The 22,272-nt window shown below is 40.9% G+C and carries 18 protein-coding genes, 1 pseudogene and 1 riboswitch; of the genes and pseudogenes, 17 read left to right on the forward strand and 2 right to left on the reverse strand.

Features of this window, described 5'->3' with window-relative positions; translation table 11 throughout:
- Nucleotides 1-739: 739 nt before the first annotated feature.
- The 13 genes from ABE613_RS05605 to ABE613_RS05665 all read left to right on the forward strand — a co-directional run bounded on the left by ABE613_RS05605 (nt 740) and on the right by ABE613_RS05665 (nt 15,770).
- Nucleotides 740-2,098: a sodium:proton antiporter gene (locus tag ABE613_RS05605; RefSeq protein ID WP_347375897.1), complete on the forward strand. Its 1,359-nt coding sequence runs from the start codon at nt 740-742 to the stop codon at nt 2,096-2,098.
- A gap of 14 nt (nt 2,099-2,112) precedes the next feature.
- A complete protein-coding gene (locus ABE613_RS05610) occupies nt 2,113-3,126 on the forward strand; it encodes a cytidylate kinase-like family protein (RefSeq protein WP_235233047.1) in 1,014 nt (337 codons plus the stop codon).
- A gap of 21 nt (nt 3,127-3,147) precedes the next feature.
- A complete protein-coding gene (locus ABE613_RS05615; RefSeq protein WP_268826494.1) occupies nt 3,148-3,282 on the forward strand; it encodes a hypothetical protein in 135 nt (44 codons plus the stop codon).
- 209 nt (nt 3,283-3,491) lie between these two features.
- Nucleotides 3,492-3,755, forward strand: coding sequence for a DUF6110 family protein (locus ABE613_RS05620; protein ID WP_235233046.1), 264 nt, complete (start codon nt 3,492-3,494; stop codon nt 3,753-3,755).
- A complete protein-coding gene (locus ABE613_RS05625) occupies nt 3,756-5,300 on the forward strand; it encodes an HAD-IC family P-type ATPase (RefSeq protein WP_347375898.1) in 1,545 nt (514 codons plus the stop codon).
- 198 nt (nt 5,301-5,498) lie between these two features.
- Nucleotides 5,499-6,215: an ABC transporter ATP-binding protein gene (locus tag ABE613_RS05630; RefSeq protein ID WP_235233044.1), complete on the forward strand. Its 717-nt coding sequence runs from the start codon at nt 5,499-5,501 to the stop codon at nt 6,213-6,215.
- 14 nt (nt 6,216-6,229) lie between these two features.
- Nucleotides 6,230-8,626: an ABC transporter permease gene (locus tag ABE613_RS05635; protein ID WP_347375899.1), complete on the forward strand. Its 2,397-nt coding sequence runs from the start codon at nt 6,230-6,232 to the stop codon at nt 8,624-8,626.
- Nucleotides 8,627-8,684: 58 nt separating this feature from the next.
- Nucleotides 8,685-8,873: riboswitch (cobalamin riboswitch) on the forward strand.
- Nucleotides 8,874-9,104: 231 nt separating this feature from the next.
- Nucleotides 9,105-10,307 carry a sirohydrochlorin cobaltochelatase gene (locus tag ABE613_RS05640; RefSeq protein WP_347375900.1) on the forward strand — a complete coding sequence of 401 codons (1,203 nt, stop codon included), beginning with the start codon at nt 9,105-9,107 and terminating at the stop codon, nt 10,305-10,307.
- A gap of 11 nt (nt 10,308-10,318) precedes the next feature.
- Entirely contained in the window at nt 10,319-10,864 is a 546-nt protein-coding gene (locus tag ABE613_RS05645) for a hypothetical protein (RefSeq protein ID WP_235233041.1), read from the forward strand.
- A 381-nt stretch (nt 10,865-11,245) separates the two neighbouring features.
- Nucleotides 11,246-13,018 (forward strand): ABC transporter ATP-binding protein/permease, encoded by a 1,773-nt coding sequence (locus ABE613_RS05650; protein ID WP_347375901.1) that lies wholly within the window; start codon nt 11,246-11,248, stop codon nt 13,016-13,018.
- On the forward strand, nt 13,018-14,724 hold the full coding sequence (locus ABE613_RS05655; RefSeq protein ID WP_235233039.1) for an amino acid ABC transporter ATP-binding/permease protein: 1,707 nt from the start codon (nt 13,018-13,020) through the stop codon (nt 14,722-14,724). Before ABE613_RS05650 ends, ABE613_RS05655 begins: the two co-directional genes overlap by 1 nt.
- Before the next feature lie 204 nt (nt 14,725-14,928).
- Nucleotides 14,929-15,234: a DUF2325 domain-containing protein gene (locus tag ABE613_RS05660; protein WP_235233038.1), complete on the forward strand. Its 306-nt coding sequence runs from the start codon at nt 14,929-14,931 to the stop codon at nt 15,232-15,234.
- On the forward strand, nt 15,219-15,770 hold the full coding sequence (locus ABE613_RS05665; protein WP_235233037.1) for a DUF3793 family protein: 552 nt from the start codon (nt 15,219-15,221) through the stop codon (nt 15,768-15,770). Before ABE613_RS05660 ends, ABE613_RS05665 begins: the two co-directional genes overlap by 16 nt.
- 57 nt (nt 15,771-15,827) lie before the next feature.
- Here the strand turns inward: ABE613_RS05665 and ABE613_RS05670 are convergent, their stop codons facing one another.
- Nucleotides 15,828-16,706 carry an RpnC/YadD family protein gene (locus ABE613_RS05670; protein ID WP_235233036.1) on the reverse strand — a complete coding sequence of 293 codons (879 nt, stop codon included), beginning with the start codon at nt 16,704-16,706 and terminating at the stop codon, nt 15,828-15,830.
- 326 nt (nt 16,707-17,032) lie between these two features.
- Here ABE613_RS05670 and ABE613_RS05675 point away from each other — a divergent pair, with 326 nt between their 5' ends.
- From ABE613_RS05675 to ABE613_RS05685, 3 genes are all read left to right on the forward strand, one after another.
- Nucleotides 17,033-17,716 (forward strand): LiaF transmembrane domain-containing protein, encoded by a 684-nt coding sequence (locus ABE613_RS05675; RefSeq protein ID WP_347375902.1) that lies wholly within the window; start codon nt 17,033-17,035, stop codon nt 17,714-17,716.
- Nucleotides 17,713-18,525 (forward strand): DUF4097 family beta strand repeat-containing protein, encoded by an 813-nt coding sequence (locus ABE613_RS05680; RefSeq protein ID WP_347375903.1) that lies wholly within the window; start codon nt 17,713-17,715, stop codon nt 18,523-18,525. The genes ABE613_RS05675 and ABE613_RS05680 overlap by 4 nt, the downstream gene beginning before the upstream one ends.
- Before the next feature lie 126 nt (nt 18,526-18,651).
- The gene (locus ABE613_RS05685; protein ID WP_347375904.1) at nt 18,652-20,649 is read left to right on the forward strand and encodes a glycogen synthase; all 1,998 of its coding nucleotides are present in this window, start codon (nt 18,652-18,654) and stop codon (nt 20,647-20,649) included.
- Nucleotides 20,650-20,805: 156 nt separating this feature from the next.
- On the opposite strand, the pseudogene ABE613_RS05690 reads toward ABE613_RS05685, so the two are convergent.
- Nucleotides 20,806-21,318: pseudogene (locus ABE613_RS05690) on the reverse strand (cyclase family protein); the annotation flags it as partial.
- A gap of 122 nt (nt 21,319-21,440) precedes the next feature.
- Here ABE613_RS05690 and ABE613_RS05695 point away from each other — a divergent pair.
- A complete protein-coding gene (locus ABE613_RS05695; RefSeq protein ID WP_347375905.1) occupies nt 21,441-22,112 on the forward strand; it encodes an MATE family efflux transporter in 672 nt (223 codons plus the stop codon).
- Nucleotides 22,113-22,272: the final 160 nt, after the last annotated feature.

Below are 22,272 nucleotides of genomic sequence, written 5' to 3' on the forward strand. Positions count from 1 at the left end.
TGAAAATGGGCAATCGGATCCTCATAGATTTTTTGGAGTTCGTCGAGAAAACCAATCGATTCAATCGTCTTCTGTCTAGAACATTTCTTGACTTTATCATAGTAATTATCAACGATAGAAAGTCTAATGCGTCCGTGGGTGTTTGGTGTTTTTTTTAAGTACATAATTCAGCTCCTTCGATATAATACTTATTATATCACGAAACGTTATAAAACGCTATATATAAAAGTTAAAAATATAAAATAAAAAATGCTCGGAAGCCTTATTCTATAAAGCTTTCGAGCTATATCAGTTCATAACTAACTGCAAAAGTGTGGAACTACTGGGACACGATATATCCCAGCCGGGAGAATTCGAAAAAGTACTGGATTCAGGGCTCCTTATGAATTTTTGCCCGGTACTGGTGTCAGATATCATTGAGATTATAAAGGAAATATAATATCCACCAATATATATGAGAATCATAAGCTTTATTATTGTGAAATAGATACATAAGATACTTGACAAATAAAAATTATACGTGCTATATTCTAAAATATGCAAAAGTTTGGGGACAATAAATGCTGCTTATCTGCTGTCAGGCAGATAAGTGCATTTATTGTCTTTTATTTGCAAAAAAGAGTCCGTTAGAAAAATAACGATTAGATGTAGACAGAACAGAAGAAAGTGGTATAATGTTCTGCGGTAGATTTAAGTTGTTAATGAAAGAAGCAGAATGTGAATCAGGAGGGTGATATACATGGAAGGAATTACATCAGTTCCAATCTGGCTCTGCATACCTTTCGCAGGGCTGTTGCTCAGTATTGCAGTAATGCCATTGATAAAGCCGAATTGGTGGGAGAAGAACCAGCCATTAGCGGTGATTGCGTGGTCGCTTTTATTTATAATACCTTTTACGGTAACATACGGTGCTTTTGAATCGGCACAGACAGTGCTGGAGTGCGTAGTGAATGATTATCTGACGTTCATTATTTTATTATTTGGTCTGTTCTGTGTTGCGGGTAATATTACGGTAGAAGGAGAGTTCGCAGGATCTCCGCGTATTAATACAGGCCTTCTGGCAATTGGCACGCTTTTATCCAGTTTGATTGGAACGACTGGAGCCAGCATGCTGTTAGTTCGTCCTTTTATTAAAATGAATTCCTGGCGCAGGCGGAAAAGCCATATTATGATATTTTTTATCTTTCTGATATCCAATATGGGAGGTTGTCTGACCCCGATTGGAGATCCTCCGCTGTTAATGGGATTTATGCGTGGTGTTCCTTTTTCCTGGAGTTTGCATTTGTTTAAAATCTTAATCTTTAATATGATAATTTTATTGTTTGTATTTTATCATCTTGATATGAGAGCATACCGCAAGGATATTGCACGCGGGCTGAAACCGGATATCAGTAAACCAGGGACTAATTTTCATATAGATGGACTTCACAATCTGATCTTCGTGGCAATGATCGTGGGAGCTGTGATATTAAGTGGCGTGCTTCCGGGCTTGTCTGCGTTCCAGAATGCGGATGGAACGGAGAAAGGAATTCATATACTGGGAGAGGTGACACTTGGATTTCCTGCGCTGATCGAGATTGGGATTATTCTTCTTGCAGCATTTTTATCATTTAAAACGACAGATTCAAATATACGTATCAGAAACCATTTTACCTGGGGTGCGATTAAGGAAGTAGCAGTGCTGTTTATCGGTATTTTTATTACGATGCAGCCGGCACTTATGATACTGAAAGCAAAGGGAGCTGACCTGGGACTTACAGAGCCGATGCAGATGTTCTGGGCAACGGGAGCACTGTCAAGTTTTCTGGATAATACACCAACATATCTGGTATTTTTGACCACGGCAGGGGCATTGGGATACCAGAATGGTATCTTAACTTCTGTGGGAACTGTGCCGGTCAGAATGTTGACAGCTATTTCCTGTGGTGCGGTATTTATGGGAGCCAATACTTATATCGGAAATGCACCGAACTTTATGGTCAAGTCTATTTCGGATGAAAATGGTATTCGAATGCCGTCGTTCTTTGGTTACATGTTGTGGTCAATTGCGTATCTGGTACCGGTATTTCTTTTGGATACCTTGATATTCTTTTGGTAGGGAGGAGAAGAAAAATGCAGGATAATCGAAAAAAATGTATAGAACTTGCGGAACGTATCTACGATCTGGATATTGAAGTGTATGAATGCGTGGGATCTTCTCTGGGACGAACATTTACCGGAGACAGACGTACTTGTGTAGAGAATCTGGCAAACTTAATGAGCACCAGACCGCAGGGTCATCTTCTTAGAAGTGAACTGGCATTGATCAGTAATATGGCCCGCACAATCCGCAATCCTCAGGATAAATCACGTGTCATGAAAAAATATGACGACATCTTAAAGGAAGTAGAGAGTCTTCCGACCAGTTTCGGACAGGGAGAGATTGTGGATCAGAATCGTGCGAAACTCAATACGTCCAATCTGCGGCAGAAGTTTTCAAAAGACGATCATCTGATCATCTGTATCGGACGAAGCCAGGGAAGTGCGGGAAATGATATCGGGTTTGCACTGGCCGATGCGCTGCGGATTAACTATTATGATGTGGAGATATTTACAGAAGTACTTCGAAGACTGGAAGTAGAAAAAGATTCCATCCGAGATGTGGCAGATCTTGGAACAGAAATTATACAGAACAAATATCAGCGAGGTTTTAATTCTGTCAAGGGATGGAGAAATAAGATCCGAGAATTCGACCGATATCATGGCCTTACGAAAGAGGATGCTATTTTCTTCAATCAGAGTGATCTGTTATGTAAGATGGCAAAGGAAGAAGATTTTATCGTGATGGGAAGGTGTGCGGATGTGATCCTTGCGAATAACCATATTCCACATATCAGTATATTTATTACTGCACCATTTGAACAGAGAGTTCACCGCATCATGGAAGTAAATAATCTGGATTATAAAAGGGCAAGACGTCTGTTGGAGAAACAGGATCGCAGGCACGAGAAATACTATCACTATTATACCGGACTCAAGTGGGGGGATGCGATGAACTATGATATCTGCTTTAACAGTGCAAGTTATGGAATTGAAGAATCGGTAGATATCATTGAACGTATGTTGAACCAGAATATGAATCATTAAGGGATTTAGGAGAATGGACTTATGAAGGAGTATAAGAGAATTCCAATGGAAGCATTTTTGAAAGAAGCCCATGAGAAAGATTATATCGCGCTGTTGAAAGAAAATGGGCTTTCTAATCAGACGATAGAAACAATTAGAAAGAAAATCCTGCAGTAATTGATAAAATAATTCAATAAGGCTTTTCGGTTTTGACTATGACTCCACGAAAGAGTATGATAAAAGGAAACTTCAGATAAAACGAGGTGATCTTTTTGAAGCAGCATAAGTTTTGGGCATGGGCCATGGTGTTCTGTCTTGGTATGTTATTTTATACTGGAAAGAAACACAAATAACTGAGCACAATACAAAAGAATGGAGGATGAGTCATGGATATTTTTAAATTAAAGAATCTTGGTATTTTTGCAGGCGGGGTGCTGTTTGGAACAGCAGGAGTGAAAGTGCTTTCCAGCAGAGATGCCAAAAAAGTATATACAAGCTGTACTGCAGCAGTCCTTCGTGCAAAAGACTGTGTGATGAAGACAGTTGATACAGTTCAGGAGAATGCAGAGGATATACTGGCAGAGGCAAAGCAGATTAATGAGAAACGTGATAATGAAGCAGAAGCCTGTGTACAGGCAGAGGCAGAATAAGTGAGATTTATAATTAAGCATGAGATTCCAGGAAGAATCCGTATTCATGTAGATCAAAAGCGTATGTCCTGTACAGAGGCAGATACGCTTTTGTATTATCTGAATACGCTGGAATGCGTCACGCAGGCAAAGGTATATGAACGGACGGCCGATGCCTGCGTTTGCTTTACCGGAGAAAAAGGAGCTGTGATTCAGGCAATTAGAAAATTCCGGTATGAGTCTGTGGAAGTTCCGGAGACGGTGCCCGCTAATTCTGGAAGAAAATTGAATCGCACATACAAGGAAAGACTGATCAGTAAAGTGGCTTTACATTATGCAGGTAAAATGCTTCTTCCATATCCGGTGCGGGCAGTCTGGACAACAGCCAGATCTCTGCATTATCTGAAAGAAGGCATAAAGAGCCTTGCCAAAAGAAAGTTAGAGGTCTCCGTGTTGGATGCTACGGCAATCGGAGTATCCATCTTACGCGGTAATATGGATACGGCCAGTTCGGTTATGTTTCTTTTAGGAGTTGGAGAGACACTGGAAGAATGGACCCATAAAAAGTCAGTAAGTGACCTGGCGCGCAGTATGTCGCTGAATGTATCGAAGGTATGGGTTAAGAGTGGAGAACAGGAGATTTTGATTGATTCACGCCAGGTCAAAGAGGAAGATCAGGTTATTGTCCATATGGGAAACATCATTCCTTTTGATGGTCTTGTGACAGAAGGAGAGGGAATGGTAAATCAGTCCTCCCTTACGGGAGAGCCGCTCCCAGTACATCGTGAAAAGGGCGGATATGTCTATGCCGGCAGTGTACTGGAAGAAGGGGAGATTACCTTTATGGTCAGGAAAGCTTCGGGGTCATCACGGTATGAAAAGATTGTAACAATGATTGAGGAATCAGAGAAGCTGAAATCATCTGTGGAAGGGAAAGCAGAGAAACTGGCAGACAGGCTGGTACCAGTTACTCTGGCTGGAACGATTGCTGCCTGGTTTCTGACGAGAAATGTTACCAAAGCGTTATCTGTTCTGATGGTGGACTTTTCCTGTGCCTTAAAGCTTGCAATGCCGATTACAGTGCTGTCAGCAATCCGACAGGCCGGCAATCATGATATTACGGTAAAAGGCGGTAAATACTTGGAAGCTGTTGCCGAGGCACAGACCATTGTATTTGATAAGGCAGGTTTTGTAGAACGCGAAAAAGCATCCGGCAGGAAGGTGCTTATGGTAGGAGATGGCGTGAATGATTCTCCGGCATTGTCTGCAGCAGATGTAGGAATTGCGATCAGCGATGGTGCAGAACTTGCCAGAGAGATTGCTGACATAACCATTTCGGCAGATGATCTTTATCAGATTGTGAGATTAAAAAGATTGAGCAATGCATTGATGGAAAGAATCCAGAGGAATTATCGTAAGATTGTGGGAATTAACACAGTGCTAATTCTAATGGGGATTGGTGGGGTAATGCAGCCAACAGTAGCAGCGATGCTTCATAATATTTCCACTTTGACAATCAGTTTGCAGAGTATGCAGAATTTATTAATAGAAGAAAGAAAAGAGTAATAAACAAAAAAGGCGGTTTGATCAAATCGCCTTTTTTATTTGTTAACGAGAAATTTTTTTGATAAACCAGGTGTATGTTGACAATAAAGATGCAGTTAAAATATACTAATTGTGATTAAATACAACTAACAAGAGGAATGAAAGGATATATTTTGAAATAACAAAATAAGAAAAGCGAAGACTGAGAAGGGAAAAGTTATGTCAGAGGAAGAAAGAAATTTTTTAGAAATTGTAGATTTGAAAAAAGGATTTGGAAGCGGGGATACTCGTCAGGAGGTCCTGTGTGGGATGAATTTTTCGGTTGCAAAAGGAGAGTTCTGTGTTTTGCTGGGGCCTTCCGGTTCAGGGAAATCCACGCTTCTTAATATTATTGGAGGAATCGACAGTGCTGATTCCGGATATATTTCCATTCACGGTGATAAATTGGAAGATATGGCTGAAAAGGATTTGACACAGTACCGCAGGAAGCATCTGGGGTATGTGTTCCAGATGTATAACCTGATCAGCAATCTGAACGTAAAAGAAAATATCGAAGTGGGTGCATATCTGTCGGACCATCCGCTTGATATTGATGATCTGTTACATACTCTGGGACTTTATGAACACCGTCATAAGCTCCCGAACCAGCTTTCCGGCGGACAGCAGCAGAGGGTTTCGATTGGACGGGCCATTGTGAAAAATCCGGACATCCTGCTTTGTGATGAGCCCACCGGAGCATTGGACTATAGTACTTCCAAGGAAATCCTGAAGCTGATCGAGGATATTAATCAAAAATATAAAAATACGATTATCATAGTTACGCATAATGAAGCTATTAAAAACATGGCAGATCATGTGATTAAACTAAGGGATGGAAAAGTGCGTCATAATGAAAAAAATACAAACAAAATTTCAGCAGTAGATCTTGAATGGTAAGGAGCGTGGCAGAGATGAAAGACGGAAAGATGAGAAATCCGCTTTGCAAGAGAATTGTTCGAGAGCTAAAAAGGGACTGGAAAAAATATCTGGTTGTTGCATTGTTCCTAATCCTTACCATTGGGTTTGTATCAGGCATGTATGTTGCCAATGGAAGTATGATGCAGGCTGCTGCGGAGGGGAAAGAGAAGTATCATCTGGAGGACGGACATTTTGAACTAGATCAGAAGGCAGATCAGGAGCTGATCCGTGCGATTGAAACCGGGGAAAAAGCTGATGTGAAACAGTTTTATCCGGATCAAGCCAAAATGGAACTGGATGACTCAGATTTTTCAGCAGTTCCTGTAACTGTATATGAGAATTTCTACCGGAATGAGGATGAAGATCATGATAATGACGGAAAGTCCGATGGTACCATCCGAGTGTATGAAAGAACAGAAGAGATCAATCAGGCCTGCCTGATGGAAGGAAGTTTCCCGGAGACGGAAGATGAGATTGCTGTTGATCGGATGCATGCGGACAATGCAGGAATTCAGGTAGGAGATACGATTACTGTCAGTGGGCAGTCTTATTATGTTACAGGGCTGATTGCCTATGTAAATTACTCTACGCTTCATGAGAAAAGTACGGATCTAATGTTTGATGCACTGAAGTTTAATGTGGCTATGGTAACGAAGGATGGCTTTGGACGTCTCTCTGGTTCGATCCACTATACATATGCATGGAAATATGAACAGAAATACGCAGATGAGATAGAAGAAAAGAAGCAATCCGATGATTTCATGAAAGCTTTGCTTACCCAGACGGTCGTGCATGAGAATGAGCTTCAGGATTATGTTCCCCGTTATGCGAACCCGGCAATCAATTTTGCGACGGATGATATGGGGTCAGATGAAGCGATGGGCGGAGTGCTTCTGGATATCCTGATCGTGATTATTGCTTTTATCTTTGCGGTTACTATCAGCAATACTATTATGAAAGAATCACAGACAATCGGTACCCTCCGGGCATCCGGATATACAAAGGGTGAGCTTGTGAGGCATTATCTGGCAATACCTGTGATTGTAACTATGATTGCAGCAATTGTGGGCAATCTGATGGGGTATACAGTCTTTAAGGATGTTGTGGTATCTATGTATTATAACAGTTACAGTCTTCCAACCTATGAAACAATATGGAACCCGGATGCGTTTGTTAAGACGACTGTAATACCAGTATTCCTGATGTTTGTGATAAATCTGTTAGTGATTATTCGCATGATGCAGCATACACCACTTCAGTTTTTACGGTGTGATCTGAAAAAGTCAAAACGAAAGAAAACTGTAAGGCTCCCGAAGTGGAAGTTTTTTAGCAGATTCCGTCTGCGTATCATATTCCAGAACATGCCTGATTATGCTGTTCTTTTTGCGGGCATTTTCTTTATTATGGTTATGCTGGCTATGGCAGTCGGAATGCCGTCTACCTTGAATTACTATCAGGACAATGCAGAAGATATGATGTTTGCAAAGTACCAATATGTATTGAAATCCTGTGAAGATGAGGAAGGGAAAATGATTCATACAGATAATCAGGACGTAGAGGAATTCTGTATGAAAGCATTAAAGAAGACAGGGGATGAATTGGATGAAGAAGTGTCCATTTATGGCATTCGGGATAACAGCAGATATATCCAGATTGAAAACTTATCAGAACTTGAAGAAAATGAAGTGTACCTTTCACGACCATTCAGTGAGAAGTATAACCTGAAGGTGGGAGATATCATTAAGCTGGATGAAAAATATGAACATAAGCAGTATCAGTTTAAAGTATCAGGAATTTATGAAAAATGTCAGAGTATTGCAGTTTTCCTTCCGATTGAAAAATATCGTTCTTTATTTGAACTGGGCAAGGAGGAGTTCACCGGATATATCTCAGACACAGAGATTACCGATATCGAAGAAGATAAAATCGCGACAGTTATTACGAAAGAGGATATTACGAAAATGTGCGACCAGTTAGATCATTCTATGGGAGCCTATATGCAGTATTTTCAGATTCTGTGTATCCTGTTATCTGCAGTGCTGATTTATCTATTGACAAAGCTTATTATCGAAAAGAACGAAACGGCAATCTCCATGGCGAAGATTCTTGGTTATGAAAACCGTGAGATCGCAAGCCTATATTTGCTATCTACAACAATGGTAGTGGTTGTGGCGTATACCATAAGTGTAATATTAGGTTCTACGGTAATGAAACAGGCATGGAAAATCATTATGTTTAAATATAATGGATGGTTTGCCTTTACGATAGAGCCAATGGGCTATGTGAAGATGTTTTCCTTCGTTCTTCTTGGATACCTGATAGTAATAATACTGGATTTCAGAAGAATCCGAAAGATTCCGATGGAAGAGGCATTAAAAAATGTGGAGTAGTCAATAACCATAGATATTAAAAAACAATTTCAGAGACTTTACATTTTTATTCGGGTGTGATAAGGTATGTTCGATAGGTTCAGACAATCATGGATTGTCTGATGAAAAGGGAAACAGGTGCAAATCCTGTACGAACTCGTCACTGTAAGCGAGGAGTGCAAGGCCAGATAAGTCACTGAGCAATTGGGAAGGCGGCCTTGGATGTGGATCCGTAAGTCAGGAGACCTGCCTATTGAAAAACGGAGTGGGATATGCCCACAGATCACGAGTAACTGGTCGCAACCGATTATAATGGAGATATTACATTTCTGGCAGTGTCTGTATCTGCCGGAAGTGTTGTTTGATTATGTCAGTATTACGTCCTTTTACCATTTTATGGAAAAAGGACGTTTTTTGGCTTTAAGTCATTATACCCTCATAAGTACTGCCGTTATATCCTTTTGTCGGAAATGGACCAGAAATAAGAAGGAGGAACAAGATGAAGAAAAGAGTAGTAGCAATCTTGCTGGCAGTTTCCATGGTAAGTGCTCTGGTAATGACCGGATGTTCTGGCAGCAGTGAGGAGACATCCGAAACGGCGGAGGAAACTGAAGAAGTAGAGACAGATGCTGATCAGGAAGCGGCAGATGAAGTAGCTGCATTGATTGATGCCATCTATGTGCAGGAGAGAACAGATGAAACGGATGAACAGTGCAAGGAAGCCAAAGAGGCATGGGACGCACTGACAGATGAGCAGAAGGAATTGGTAGAAGGGGAAAATGCAGATCCGGATTACTTTGGAAGAGATACAGGCGATGCATCCAAAGATGATCCTCGTAATCAGGATGATATTGGTGAAAATGAGATCCTCGTAGTCAGCTTTGGAACCTCTTTTAATGACAGTCGTGTGGCTGATATTAAGGGAATCGAAGATGCACTTCAGGAAGCATATCCTGACTGGTCGGTAAGAAGAGCATTTACGGCACAGATCATTATTAACCATATTCAGGCGAGAGATGAGGAATGTATTGATAATATGGATCAGGCATTGGAACGTGCAGTTTCTAATGGAGTGAAAAATCTGGTGGTACAGCCGACGCATCTGATGCATGGCGCAGAATACGATGAGCTGATGGAATCTGTAGAAGCTTACCAGGATCAGTTTGAATCTGTAAAAGTTGCAGAGCCTTTGCTTGGAGAAGTCGGAGAAGATGCAACGGTTATCAATGCTGATAAAGAAGCGGTTGCTGAAGCGATTACTTCTGAGGCAGTGGAAACAGCAGGATATGACAGCCTGGATGCTGCAAAAGAAGATGGCGCTGCATTTGTATTTTTGGGACACGGTACCTCTCATACTGCAAAAGTATCTTATAGCCAGATGCAGACACAGATGAATGACCTCGGATATGACAATGTATTTATCGGAACGGTAGAAGGCGAACCGGAAGAAACGGCATGTGAAGCTGTTATAGATGCAGTTGCCCAGGCAGGATATAAGAAAGTAATCCTTCGTCCTTTGATGGTTGTTGCAGGAGACCACGCTAATAATGATATGGCAGGAGACGATGATGACTCCTGGAAGAGCATGTTTAATGCTTCCGGAGAATTTGACAGCGTAGATACACAGATTGCAGGTCTCGGAGAGATTGAAGCGATTCAGAATCTTTATGTAGCACATGCTAAAGCAGTAATTGGCGAGTAGGAGTTATGAAAATGAAGAAAAGGGTAATCGCAGTTCTTGGAATACTTTTGCTTTCATCTGCGCTTGTATTTGGATGTTCTGGAAAGAATGATACTCAGGATACGGATGCAAAAGAACAGGTAGAAGAAACAGACCAAAAAGAGGATGTAGATACAGAGAGCAGCAGTGAAGCAGATGCTGGAATAGAGGATGGTACTTATTCCGCAGATTTTAATACAGACAGCGGAATGTTTCATGCCAATGAAGCCTGTGAAGGAAAAGGTACTTTGACGGTAAAAGATGGAAAAATGACAATACATGTTTCTCTGGTATCAAAGAATATACTGAATCTCTATCCTGGGCTTGCTGAAGATGCTCAGAAAGATGGGGCAGAACTTCTGGAGCCTACGGAAGATACTGTGACGTATAGTGATGGCACGACAGAAGAAGTGTATGGATTCGATATTCCAGTCCCGGCATTGGATGAAGAATTTGATCTTGCGTTAGTAGGAACAAAAGGAACTTGGTATGATCACAAAGTCAGTGTTTCCAATCCAGAACCGGTTGAAGGTGAGTAAAACGAAAAATGACTTTGAAGCAGTTAAATATTGGACGATCTGGAACTTTATCCTTATCCGTCTTTTGAACAGGGAGAGCATACTCTTTAAAAGGAAAAGAGCACGAACTGCTTCATCGTAATTTTGTCTAAACAATAGGAAGAAGAGACTTGGGGATTGATGTGCCTCAAGTCTTTTTTATTGTGCGAAGTTTAAAACAGAAGCAGTTTGTTGAAAAAAGTAATTGACAGTTTGTGTAATAAAATGATATATATAAGTTAGTTGCCTCAAACTGAGGCTTCTTTTTTTTGAATTACGGTTAGTGAGCACTAATTCAAATAGCCGGTGAAAACCATTATTATTCAGAAGAACAGAATCGTGAAAGAAAGGAAACTACAAAACATGATAAAAACAAGGCTGGTCAAACTGTTATCTCATGCAAAAAAATATATTGTGTTTCAGGTCGTATGGAAGTGGATATCCCTGTTATGCCAGGTAGTGATGATCTATGTTGCTTCCATGCTTTTGGAGAGTGCATTGTTTGATGCGATCACAAAGAATCAGCTGCTTTTATACGGTATCGTGATTCTTATTGCCATTTCATTGCGCCTGATCTGTGACAGACAGGCATCCTATGCTTCTTATGAGGCGAGCGTGGATGTGAAACGGATATTGCGTGAGAAGATTTATGGGAAATTATTGAAACTGGGAGCATCTTATCGTGAAAGTGTTGCGACTTCTGAAGTGGTACAGATGGCAGCAGAAGGTGTGGAACAGCTGGAAACATATTTTGGAAAATATTTGTCTCAGTTATTCTATAGCCTGCTGGCTCCTATAACGCTCTTTGTTATCCTTGCTTTTGTAAATCTGAAAGCAAGCCTGGTACTTTTGATCTGTGTTCCGCTAATCCCGATCTCTATCGTGGCAGTACAGAAATTTGCAAAAAAATTATTAAACAGATATTGGGGAATCTATACAGAACTGGGAGATTCTTTCCTGGAGAATCTGCAGGGATTGACAACTCTGAAGATCTATCAGGCTGATGCAGATAAAGCAGATGAGATGGATGAAGAATCTCAGAGATTTCGGCGGATTACCATGAAAGTGTTGACTATGCAGCTGAATTCTACCAGTGTGATGGATATCATTGCCTATGGCGGCGCAGCAGTCGGTATGATCGTGACACTTTCAGAATATATCAATGGGAATGTAAGCTTCAGTGGAGCACTCATGATTATATTACTGGCATCTGAATTCTTTATTCCGCTGCGGCTTCTGGGTTCTTTTTTTCATATTGCTATGAACGGTATGGCGGCAAGTGACAAGATCTTTGCGCTATTGGATCTGCCGGAACCGGAGGAGAAAGAGATTGAGCTTGGAAAAGAAACGACGACTATCCAATTAGAGGATGTGCGATTTGCCTATGAAGAAGAAAGGGATATTCTGGAAGGTGTGACCGTGGAATTGAGCGGCGGCAGTTTCACTTCTCTGGTGGGAACCTCTGGCTGTGGAAAAAGTACCATTGCGGCTATCCTTATGGGAAGAAACAAGGGCTATCGGGGCAGCATTACTATCCAGGACCAGGAACTTTCGAAAGTTTCAGAAAAGAGCTTGATGGATCACATTACTCTGGTCAGTCACAATAGTTATCTGTTTAAAGGAACAGTCCGTGAGAACCTGAAGATGGGGAAAGCCGATGCATCAGAAGAAGAGATGTACGCAGTGTTGGAAAAAGTCAACTTGTTAGGATTTTTGGAGGAACAGCAAGGACTGGATACGCCTATCCTGGAAAGAGGAAGCAATTTCTCCGGCGGGCAGTGCCAGAGACTGGCGCTGGCAAGAGCGCTTCTCCACGACACACCGGTCTATATCTTTGATGAGGCGACGTCCAATATTGATATGGAAAGCGAAGAGATGATTATGGAAGTAATACGGGGGCTGGTGAAGACGAAGACAATCCTGCTCATTTCTCACAGACTTGCGAATGTAGTAGAATCTGACCGAATCTATATGTTGGAGAAGGGACATGTGGTACAGTCTGGTACTCATAAGGAGCTGATGGAATCTGGAGGAGCTTATGCAGATTTATACCGATATCAGCGAGATCTGGAATCCTATGGACACGCGATCAGTCAGTCAGAAGGACATTTAGACAGAAAGGTGGTGGCAGAGTAATGGAGCAGAAAAACCGAAGAAAAGGTATTGTGATTATGGGACAACTCATTGGATTAGTGAAACCGTTGCTTCCGCTGATGAGTCTTGCCATTCTACTAGGAGTGCTGGGATATCTGTGTGCCATTTTTTTAACCATTCTTACCGGGTATGGAATGTTATATGGATTGTCAGAGATTCTGCGGCAAAACGTGGACGTGATTGAAGGGGGATTCTTCACGTCACGGTCATTTGGAACGATAGCGTCAATCCTGATTGTTCTTGCTATTCTGCGTGGTGTGCTTCATTATGGAGAGCAATATTGTAACCACTTCATTGCATTCAAGCTGCTTGCAATCATTCGGCATAAAGTATTTGCGTCACTTCGCAGGCTATGCCCGGCGAAACTGGAAGGACGAGATAAGGGGAATCTTATCTCTATCATTACATCAGATATCGAGCTTCTGGAAGTTTTCTATGCGCATACAATCTCTCCGATTGCCATTGCAATTCTGACTTCTCTGATTATGATTCTTTTTATCGGTGCACAGTATGCACCGGCAGGTATACTTGCACTTCTGGGGTATATAGTAGTCGGTGCCGTGATTCCGGTCAGGAACGGGAAGAAAGGAGCGGAGGAAGGGATGCAGTTTCGGAATTCTTTCGGGGAGCTGAACAGTTTTATATTGGATTCCCTTCGTGGACTGGACGAGACAATCCAGTATGACAAGGGCGAAGAGCGAATGAAACAGATTGATGATCGTTCCAGGGAACTGGGACTGATGCAGAAGAAGTTGAACCGTCATGAGGCAGTGCAGGGATCCTTGACGAATATGGCCATTTTGTTATTCTCCTTTGGAATGCTCTTCTTCATGCTTTGGAAGTATGAAAGAGGCATTGTCAGTTTTGACAGTATGCTAATAACAGTCATTGCTATGATGGGTTCTTTTGGGCCGGTGACGGCACTGTCTAACCTGTCTAATAATCTGAATCAGACACTGGCCAGTGGAGAGCGTGTTCTCTCTCTGTTGGAAGAAGAACCGCAGATTGAAGAAGTTGCCGAAAAAGAACAGACTATATTTGCAGGTGCAAAAGCAGAGCATGTGGACTTTGCCTATGAGGAAGAACAGATTCTGGAAGACTATTCCATTGAGCTCCCGAAAGGAAAGGTTGTGGGAATCCACGGGGCGAGCGGTTCTGGTAAATCTACGCTGCTAAAGCTTTTGATGCGCTTCTGGGATGCAGACCAAGGAGATATTCGAATCTCCGGAAAGGACATTCGTGAGATTAATACAAAAGATCTGCGGGATATGGAATCCTATGTGACGCAGGAAACATATCTGTTCCATGATTCCATTGCCAATAATATTGCAGTCGGAAGACCGGGGGCTTCCAGAGAAGAGATTATAGAAGCGGCAAAAAAAGCTTCTATCCATAAATTCATCATGACGTTGCCAAATGGTTACGATACGGAAGTTGGTGAATTGGGAGATACCCTCTCTGGCGGAGAAAAGCAGCGAATCGGGATTGCAAGGGCATTTCTTCACGATGCGCCGTTCATGCTTCTTGATGAGCCGACCAGTAATCTGGATTCCTTAAATGAAGGAATTATTCTAAAATCATTACATGAATCCCGAGGGGATAAAACGGTGGTGCTGGTATCGCATAGAAAATCCACGATGAATGTGACAGATGTAATCTATGAGATGGAAAATGGACGGATTTGTTAAATAATATTGAGATAAATTATCGATATTACGAAATGATACCAAAAAGAATTGACACAGGAGCATAAGATAGTTATTATATAAAATAATAAGTTAGCTGGAACTAACAAAGCTGTATAAAAGTGATTTAAAGAAAGATTGCGCCGCAAGGCGTTTTCTTTCAAAGTATAGGTTAGCCATTACTAACCAAGAAGGGAGATGCTGAACATGAGTGTGGTAATCATAGGTGGAAATGAGTGTATGGTTCGAAAGTATAAAGATTTATGTCAGGAATATCAATGTGATGCGAAAGTATATCCGAAGCAGAAGAGCAGCTTGAAAGGAATCGGGAATCCGGATTTGATGGTGCTGTTTACGGGGACAGTATCACATAAAATGGTGCGCAATGCATTGAATGAGACCAAAGGAAGAGACGTTCGGATTGTTCGTTCTCATACAAGTTCAATGTCAGCTCTGAAGAGCATTCTGGAAGAAAATGTAAGACTGGAGGGAGCAGCATGTCCGATGAGATGATTATCCGTCATTGTTCGTCCACATTAGCAGGATTAAAGACAGGGAATGTGTTTAATTGTCCGTATTCAGATAGAAAAGAATTATTATCCGCTGTACGTTCCCTGAATCGACGTCTGGTACCAAAGGGAGTACGTGTGATTCCGCTGCGAATGTCTGCTGACCGGGTATTGCTCTATATTTATCGCCCGAATAAACTGGAAAATGATCTGGCAGCAGAAGATGCAGCGAAGATCCTGAGAGAATACGGATATTCTGTAGACGATTCCGATAAATGCGTAGTCCGTCTGAGTAAGCGATTGCATGAGTCAGAAGAATTTCCGCATGAGATTGGACTTTTTCTTGGGTATCCGCCAGAGGATGTACGTGGATTTATAGAAAATCGCGCATGCGGATACAAATGTATCGGATGCTGGAAAGTATACGGAGATGAACAAAATGCAAAAAAACAGTTTGAAAAGTATCAAAAATGTACGAATGTGTATTGTACACAATGGGCAAAGGGAAGAAGTATTGAACGGCTGACGGTAGCTGTTTGAATAGTTAACTGCCATGCATTTAGAAAGAAGAAGCCGCCATTGGCGGCTTCTTCAGAGTTATAGATCAAATTCTTCTAAAAGCTTCTTCTGATAATTTTCATCTATTGCGGCTTTTATGATATCTTCTGTACGGTTTTGCTCTGCAAGCAACCGATTTAATTGATTCAGGCGCTGTGTAGCTTCTTTTATTCCAGCGGCCTCGCCCTCTTCGTATCCCTCAGCACGTGTCTGGCGCATATGCCTTTCCTCATCATATTCGTAGATACTCATTCGTTTCGCCTCCGCTCTGTTCTTCAAGAGAAATTCTGACAGAATTCCTTCTTTGATACATTCTGTTATCGCTCGCTCCACAGCATCCTCCAGTGACATTCTATCTGCATATTTCCGTACTCTAGCAGTATATAGAGAATAATCCTTTAATGTTTTACATGCATTTAGCAGTTCCTGATTATAATCTGGATTAATATTTAGCATAAGTGCCGTTAACTCCAAGGATGTATCCTCTTCCTCTATAGTATACATATCTGACAATTTCAGAATCATTTGATCTGGGAATGGATCTCTTCCATTATAAAAGATTATGAATCGAGGCGATGGTATGTTGATAGCCTTTCGCCCATACAGATTCTCGTTCTTTGTAATATTAGCATAGATATCAGATACATACAGTAAATACCGAAATGGTAGATTCGGGCTGTAAGTGGATTGGTGTTCATACAATGACAGTCTGGAGTCAATAATAAAAGATACATCGTTCTTCATTGACATATAAATAGCATTTTGCAAAGTGTTGATTTCCAGCAATTCAGGATCATCATAATCTGTTTTGTTGACTGCATTATACAAGGCAAGCAATTCTTTTTTGTCACTGAATATCATCTCAAAGATACGGGCTTTGTAGATGCGGTTTGAGGGAATTGTTCCTGTCTGTTCCATAAAAGACCTCCTTTTTCTATTCTTGCAGAGGTTTTTAAGTGCATCTTAGTCCATCCTGGAAATCCTCTGCTGTTATGTGGGTAATCAAGCATTGAGATTTCTAAGATTTTCTGATGATTGAGATGAATTTCAGATGTGTTTTGCTTAGACTAATAGAAATAAAATGCTTTGGCTGTATTTTATCATAATAAATATTGGAAGACAATAAATGAATTACAAAATCATACGAGTCTAAATAATTGACACAATCTCCTGAAAAATCTGCCTATCGAATAAGGCGGATTTTTTTTAGAATACAACTATACAAAGTGAAGGAGGAAAATGAGATGAAAAGAATAAACAATATTTTATGGGGGATTGTATTGATTGCGATAAGTGCAGTATTGGCTCTCAATGCATTTGGAATTACGAATATCGAGATATTTTTTGACGGATGGTGGACTTTATTTATTATTATTCCAAGTTTTATCGGGTTATTTAACAACGGTGACAGGACTGCCAGCCTGGTCGGGCTCCTGATTGGAATATTCTTGCTTCTTGCATGTCAGAATGTTTTGGATTTTGATTTGCTGTGGAAACTTTTAGTTCCGGTGATCATTGCGGTTTTTGGTGTGAAAATGATCCTGAGAGGAATTGTGGGAAATAAAAGTTCGGAGATTATGAAAACGATGAAAATGAATCGTGAGGAAGTTAAGATAGCTTTTGCAGCATTTTCCGGGCAGAATATCAATTTTTCTTATGAGGATTTCAAGGGAGCAGAACTTACAGCAGTCTTTGGCGGTGTAAAGTGTGACTTGAGAAATGCAATTATTGAAGAAGATGCTGTGATAACGGCCAGCAGTATTTTTGGAGGTATTGATATCCTTGTTCCAGATGGAGTCAATGTAAAAATAAATTCCAATTCTCTTTTTGGCGGCGCGGATGCGAAAAAACATCAGAATTCAAAGGACAACAGATGCACGATTTACATTAACTGTACATGTATTTTCGGAGGTGTGGATGTAAAATGACAACGGGACAGAAAGTTATTAAATATTTGGCATTGGCATTTGCAATCTTTTTAAGTATCAGTATCTTAAGTGGAATATGTGGAGCAGTGGGTGTTGTTTTTGGCCTGGTCAGCGATGGTACAGAAGGAAAGATGAGTGAATATGTTATTGAGAATGATGTTACAGATCTTATTATTGATATAAATGCTGCGGAACTTGAAATAAAGACCGGGAAGCAATTGAAACTGGAGACAAATCACAAGTATATTTCCTATGAGTTAAACGGCAGGCGTCTGGAAATCAGAGAAAAAAGGCCATTCTTTATGTCACATTTGAACAATATGAAAGTGGTACTTATAATCCCGGAAGAGACGATGTTTGAATCCGTTGAATTAAATACTGGTGTTGGAGAAGTAACAATAGATGAGCTTTTGACAGATTCTCTGGTTATGAATCTTGGAGTAGGAGAATTGAAGGCAGGAAGGATTCAGTCATTGAATCAGGCAGAAATTGACGGAGGCATTGGAGATGTTACGATCGCAGATGGACATCTGCATAATGCCGATATCGATATGGGAATCGGAGAATTAAATCTATCTGGAAGACTTGAAGGAGCCGGCAGCATTGATTATGGACTCGGAGAGACGAATCTTACACTGGAAGGGACAGCTGAAGATTATAGAATTGAACTTGATAAAGGAATCGGGGAGGCGAAACTGGAGAATCAGAAAATGCATGATGATTCCATTTATGGAGCCGGCAGTAATCGAATAGAGATTGATGGAGGCGTCGGAGAATTGAATATTTCGTTCAAAGAAATCTGTCAGTAAAAAGCAGCCATAATTATGATATTTGCCAAAGATAGCATTTGTGATATAATATTCTATGATTTAAAATATTTGCTTGAAGTTAAGATCATAAAGAGTAAAATGTTATATTTATTTTGGAGGTATTAGATGGCTAAGAAACAAGCTACCAAAGCAACAACCAAGAAACCAGCTGCAACCAAGACAACTGCAAAGAAAACTGCAGCAAAAACAACCACAGCAAAAACAACCGAGACAAAAGCGACTGCAGTGAAACCAGAAGAGAAGAAGGTTGAAGAAGTAAAAGCAGAAAAGATAGAACCAGTAGAAACTGTGAAAGCAGAGAAGCCAAAGGCAGCAGCAAAGAAAGAAACAAAAGCAAAAGAAGAGAAGCCGAAGACAGCAGCAAAGAAAGAAACAAAAGCAAAAGAAGAGAAGCCAAAGGCAGCAGCAAAGAAAGAGACCAAGGCAAAGACAGAGGAACCAAAAGCAGAGAAAGTGAAGGAAGCTGTCGCAGAAGAACCAAAGGTAGAAGAAGTGAAGGAAGCTGTCGCAGAAGAACCAAAGGCAGAAGAAGTGAAGGAAGCTGTCGTAGAAGAACCAAAGGCAGAAGAGGTAAAAGCACCAGCTGCAGAAGAAGTAAAACCAGCAGAACCAGAAGTTGTAGAAGAACCAACATTTGAGGTGCGCCAGACTCCGAGAAGAAGTGTTGCATTTATTGGCTCTGAGTGTTATCCGTTTGTTAAGACAGGTGGTCTTGGTGATGTTATGTATGCATTGCCAAAAGCACTGGTAAAACAGAACTGTGATGTAAAAGTAATTCTTCCACGTTATAAATGTATTCCATGGAAATACCAGGAGAAGATGATCTATAAGGGATCTTTTGAGATGAATCTGTGTTCCGATGGAAGATCATTCTACGTTGGAATTATGGAATATGTCTGGGATGGAGTAGTATATGATTTCATTGATAATGAAGAATTCTTCAGCAGCGGTAATCCATATACGAATCTGATCGATGATATTCCGAAGTATTGCTATTTTGCAAAGGCAGCATTGGCAGCATTGAATTATATGGACTGGATTCCGGATATTATTCATTGCCATGACTGGCAGGCAGCCTTGGTTCCAGTATATTTGAGAACGTTATTTGAAGATACGAAACTGACTTCTGCAAAGACGATTCTGACTATCCATAATCTGCGGTTCCAGGGAATCTACAATATTCCTACAATCCGTTATTGGTCAGGACTGCCGGATTATGTGTTCAATAAAGATGCATTGAAGGTAAGTTACAACGATGCCAATATGTTAAAAGGTGGCTTGACTTATTCAAATGTCATTACTACGGTCAGCCATACATATGCCGGAGAGATTCAGACGGATTATTATGGTGAGAAGCTGGATGCTCATTTAAGATATCATTCTGGCAAATTAAGAGGAATTGTCAACGGAATTGACTATGATATCTGGAATACCAGCACAGATTCTAGATTATATGCCAACTATGACATTACAGATGTATTGGATAAGAAGAAGGAAAATAAACGAAAATTACAGGAAGAGCTGGGATTGGAGCAAGATGATCACAAGTTTGTTATCGGATTAATATCCCGACTGACAGATCAGAAAGGACTGGATCTGGTCAATGCGATTCTTCCGCAGATTATGGACGAACATACACAGGTTGTTGTCTTGGGAACCGGAGACGATGTGTATGAGAATTCCTTCCGCTATTATGAAAATGCATATAAAGGAAATGTGTGCTCGAACATTATGTATGATGAGACGAGAGCTCACAGAATCTATGCCGGTGCAGATGCCTTTTTGGTACCGTCTCAGTTTGAACCTTGCGGACTGACACAGCTGATTGCCATGCATTATGGTACAATCCCGATTGTCCGGGAGACAGGCGGATTAAAAGATACGGTAGAGCCTTATAATATGTTTACAAATACAGGAAATGGTTTCACCTTTAATTATTATGACGCTGGTCTTTTGCTGGATGCAATCAACAGAGCAAAGACCTTGTACTTCACCAATCGCTGGTGCTGGGATGAGATGGTTCAGAGAGATATGGATAAGGATTTCTCCTGGGATAAATCTGCTCAGCAATATAAAGACCTGTATCTGGAATTGACATGGTAGAGATGATATAATAAAACCCCTTTTCTTCAGACGGATGAGTCTGGAGAAAGGGGTTTTTGCTTTCGAATATCTTCGGAAGATCATATTGATGATATCTGTGGACTGGAATAACTTTTTGTGTCGTGTCAGATTCTCATCTGCGATAGGATCAAGACCTATGACATCGAAGCCGATTCCTTTATAATGCCCATGAATAATAAAGTCTAATACTTCATCGTCAATACAAGGATAATCGCCAAAATAGGCATCCGTTCCCCAGAACTTGTCCCATCCCAGATTAAATAAAAGAAAATCTGCGGATTTGACAGTTGTTCTGTATTTCTCGAGAGATGCCATGGTTATCGCGGACCCCGGTTTTAAATCACGGCAGTCGATGATCAGTGCTTTTCCGATAAATTGTTCTGCCGGGAATTGATCCAGAGTCGTTCGTCCAGGAAATATATGGGCGGGCGGATCCATATGTGTGCCGATATGCGTGAACAAGGTTACTTTTGTTTCTTTGAATCCATTTTCCGCGTAAGTGCTTGATGGTTCCAGGGTGGGAGGCTCTGTTCCCGGGTATACAGGCATATTTTCGCAGATTGTATGGGTAAGATCGATTACTTTCATTAAAAGGGTCTCCTTTTGAATTTCTATATATTGTAAAAGTATGATATTATTATAGGACATAATTTTGACGGAGTTAAGAGTGTTTTGATAAAAGAGTGTTTTGAATGAAAGGTATAGAAAGTGAATGTGCAAACCATTGATTTGGTTTGCACTTTTTTAATATTTTAAAGTGGAGGATAAGTATGGAAACGAAGAACAAAATGGGAACTATGGCAATGCCAAAACTAATCATCAACATGTCGCTGCCTCTAATGATCTCTCTTCTGGTGCAGTCATTATATAATATTGTTGATAGTGTCTTTGTGGCAAGAATCGGAGAAGATGCGCTGACGGCAACGTTGCTTGCCTTCCCGGTTCAGCTTCTTATGATAGCAGTGGCGGTAGGAACCAGTGTGGGAATCAATGCGTTACTGTCTAAGAGTATTGGGGCAAAGGATTACGAGGTGACGGAAAATATTGCTGCTACAGGTGTCATTTTGGCCGGAGCTGGCACACTGGTATTTGTGATATTAGGAATATTCTGCTCAGGATGTTTTGTTTCGTTATCTACAGATGAGAAGACGATTGGAGCGTTCTGCGAAGAGTACCTGTCCATCTGTATGATCTTCTGTGCAGGTACGTTCGTCGGAACGATGTTCCAGAGATCTCTGCAGTCAATCGGTGATACATTTGACAGCATGGTGACATTAATCGCAGGTGCGCTTACCAATCTGATTCTGGATCCAATCTTCATCTTCGGTCTGGCCGGCCTTCCTGCATATGGAATCAAAGGAGCCGCTATGGCGACCGTGATCGGACAATGGGGAGCAGCAATCCCCATTTTAACGCTTTGTGACATTTATAACGTTCATTGACGCATTTGGATAGATAAGATATAATAAAATCAACCATCGCAGACGGAGAGAATCATTTCAATCTGAATGCAGATAAGATGAAAAATTACAGACTCTGACGGCAAGGAATATCCGAGCGGGAATAGTGGTATATATGGGAAAACATGTGAATAGGAATCTT

It is taken from the genome of Dorea chungnamensis, assembly GCF_039832125.1.
GTDB lineage: Bacteria > Bacillota > Clostridia > Lachnospirales > Lachnospiraceae > JAFBIX01.

Bases quoted from the DNA above. Each gene is read 5' to 3' on its own strand.
- ABE613_RS05605 (WP_347375897.1), top strand. From the start codon at position 740: ATGGAAGGAATTACATCAGTTCCAATCTGGCTCTGCATACCTTTCGCA.
- ABE613_RS05610 (WP_235233047.1), top strand. From the start codon at position 2,113: ATGCAGGATAATCGAAAAAAATGTATAGAACTTGCGGAACGTATCTAC.
- ABE613_RS05615 (WP_268826494.1), top strand. From the start codon at position 3,148: ATGAAGGAGTATAAGAGAATTCCAATGGAAGCATTTTTGAAAGAAGCC.
- ABE613_RS05620 (WP_235233046.1), top strand. From the start codon at position 3,492: ATGGATATTTTTAAATTAAAGAATCTTGGTATTTTTGCAGGCGGGGTG.
- ABE613_RS05630 (WP_235233044.1), top strand. From the start codon at position 5,499: ATGTCAGAGGAAGAAAGAAATTTTTTAGAAATTGTAGATTTGAAAAAA.
- ABE613_RS05635 (WP_347375899.1), top strand. From the start codon at position 6,230: ATGAAAGACGGAAAGATGAGAAATCCGCTTTGCAAGAGAATTGTTCGA.
- ABE613_RS05640 (WP_347375900.1), top strand. From the start codon at position 9,105: ATGAAGAAAAGAGTAGTAGCAATCTTGCTGGCAGTTTCCATGGTAAGT.
- ABE613_RS05645 (WP_235233041.1), top strand. From the start codon at position 10,319: ATGAAGAAAAGGGTAATCGCAGTTCTTGGAATACTTTTGCTTTCATCT.
- ABE613_RS05650 (WP_347375901.1), top strand. From the start codon at position 11,246: ATGATAAAAACAAGGCTGGTCAAACTGTTATCTCATGCAAAAAAATAT.
- ABE613_RS05655 (WP_235233039.1), top strand. From the start codon at position 13,018: ATGGAGCAGAAAAACCGAAGAAAAGGTATTGTGATTATGGGACAACTC.
- ABE613_RS05660 (WP_235233038.1), top strand. From the start codon at position 14,929: ATGAGTGTGGTAATCATAGGTGGAAATGAGTGTATGGTTCGAAAGTAT.
- ABE613_RS05665 (WP_235233037.1), top strand. From the start codon at position 15,219: ATGTCCGATGAGATGATTATCCGTCATTGTTCGTCCACATTAGCAGGA.
- ABE613_RS05670 (WP_235233036.1), bottom strand. From the start codon at position 16,706: ATGGAACAGACAGGAACAATTCCCTCAAACCGCATCTACAAAGCCCGT.
- ABE613_RS05675 (WP_347375902.1), top strand. From the start codon at position 17,033: ATGAAAAGAATAAACAATATTTTATGGGGGATTGTATTGATTGCGATA.
- ABE613_RS05680 (WP_347375903.1), top strand. From the start codon at position 17,713: ATGACAACGGGACAGAAAGTTATTAAATATTTGGCATTGGCATTTGCA.
- ABE613_RS05685 (WP_347375904.1), top strand. From the start codon at position 18,652: ATGGCTAAGAAACAAGCTACCAAAGCAACAACCAAGAAACCAGCTGCA.
- ABE613_RS05695 (WP_347375905.1), top strand. From the start codon at position 21,441: ATGGAAACGAAGAACAAAATGGGAACTATGGCAATGCCAAAACTAATC.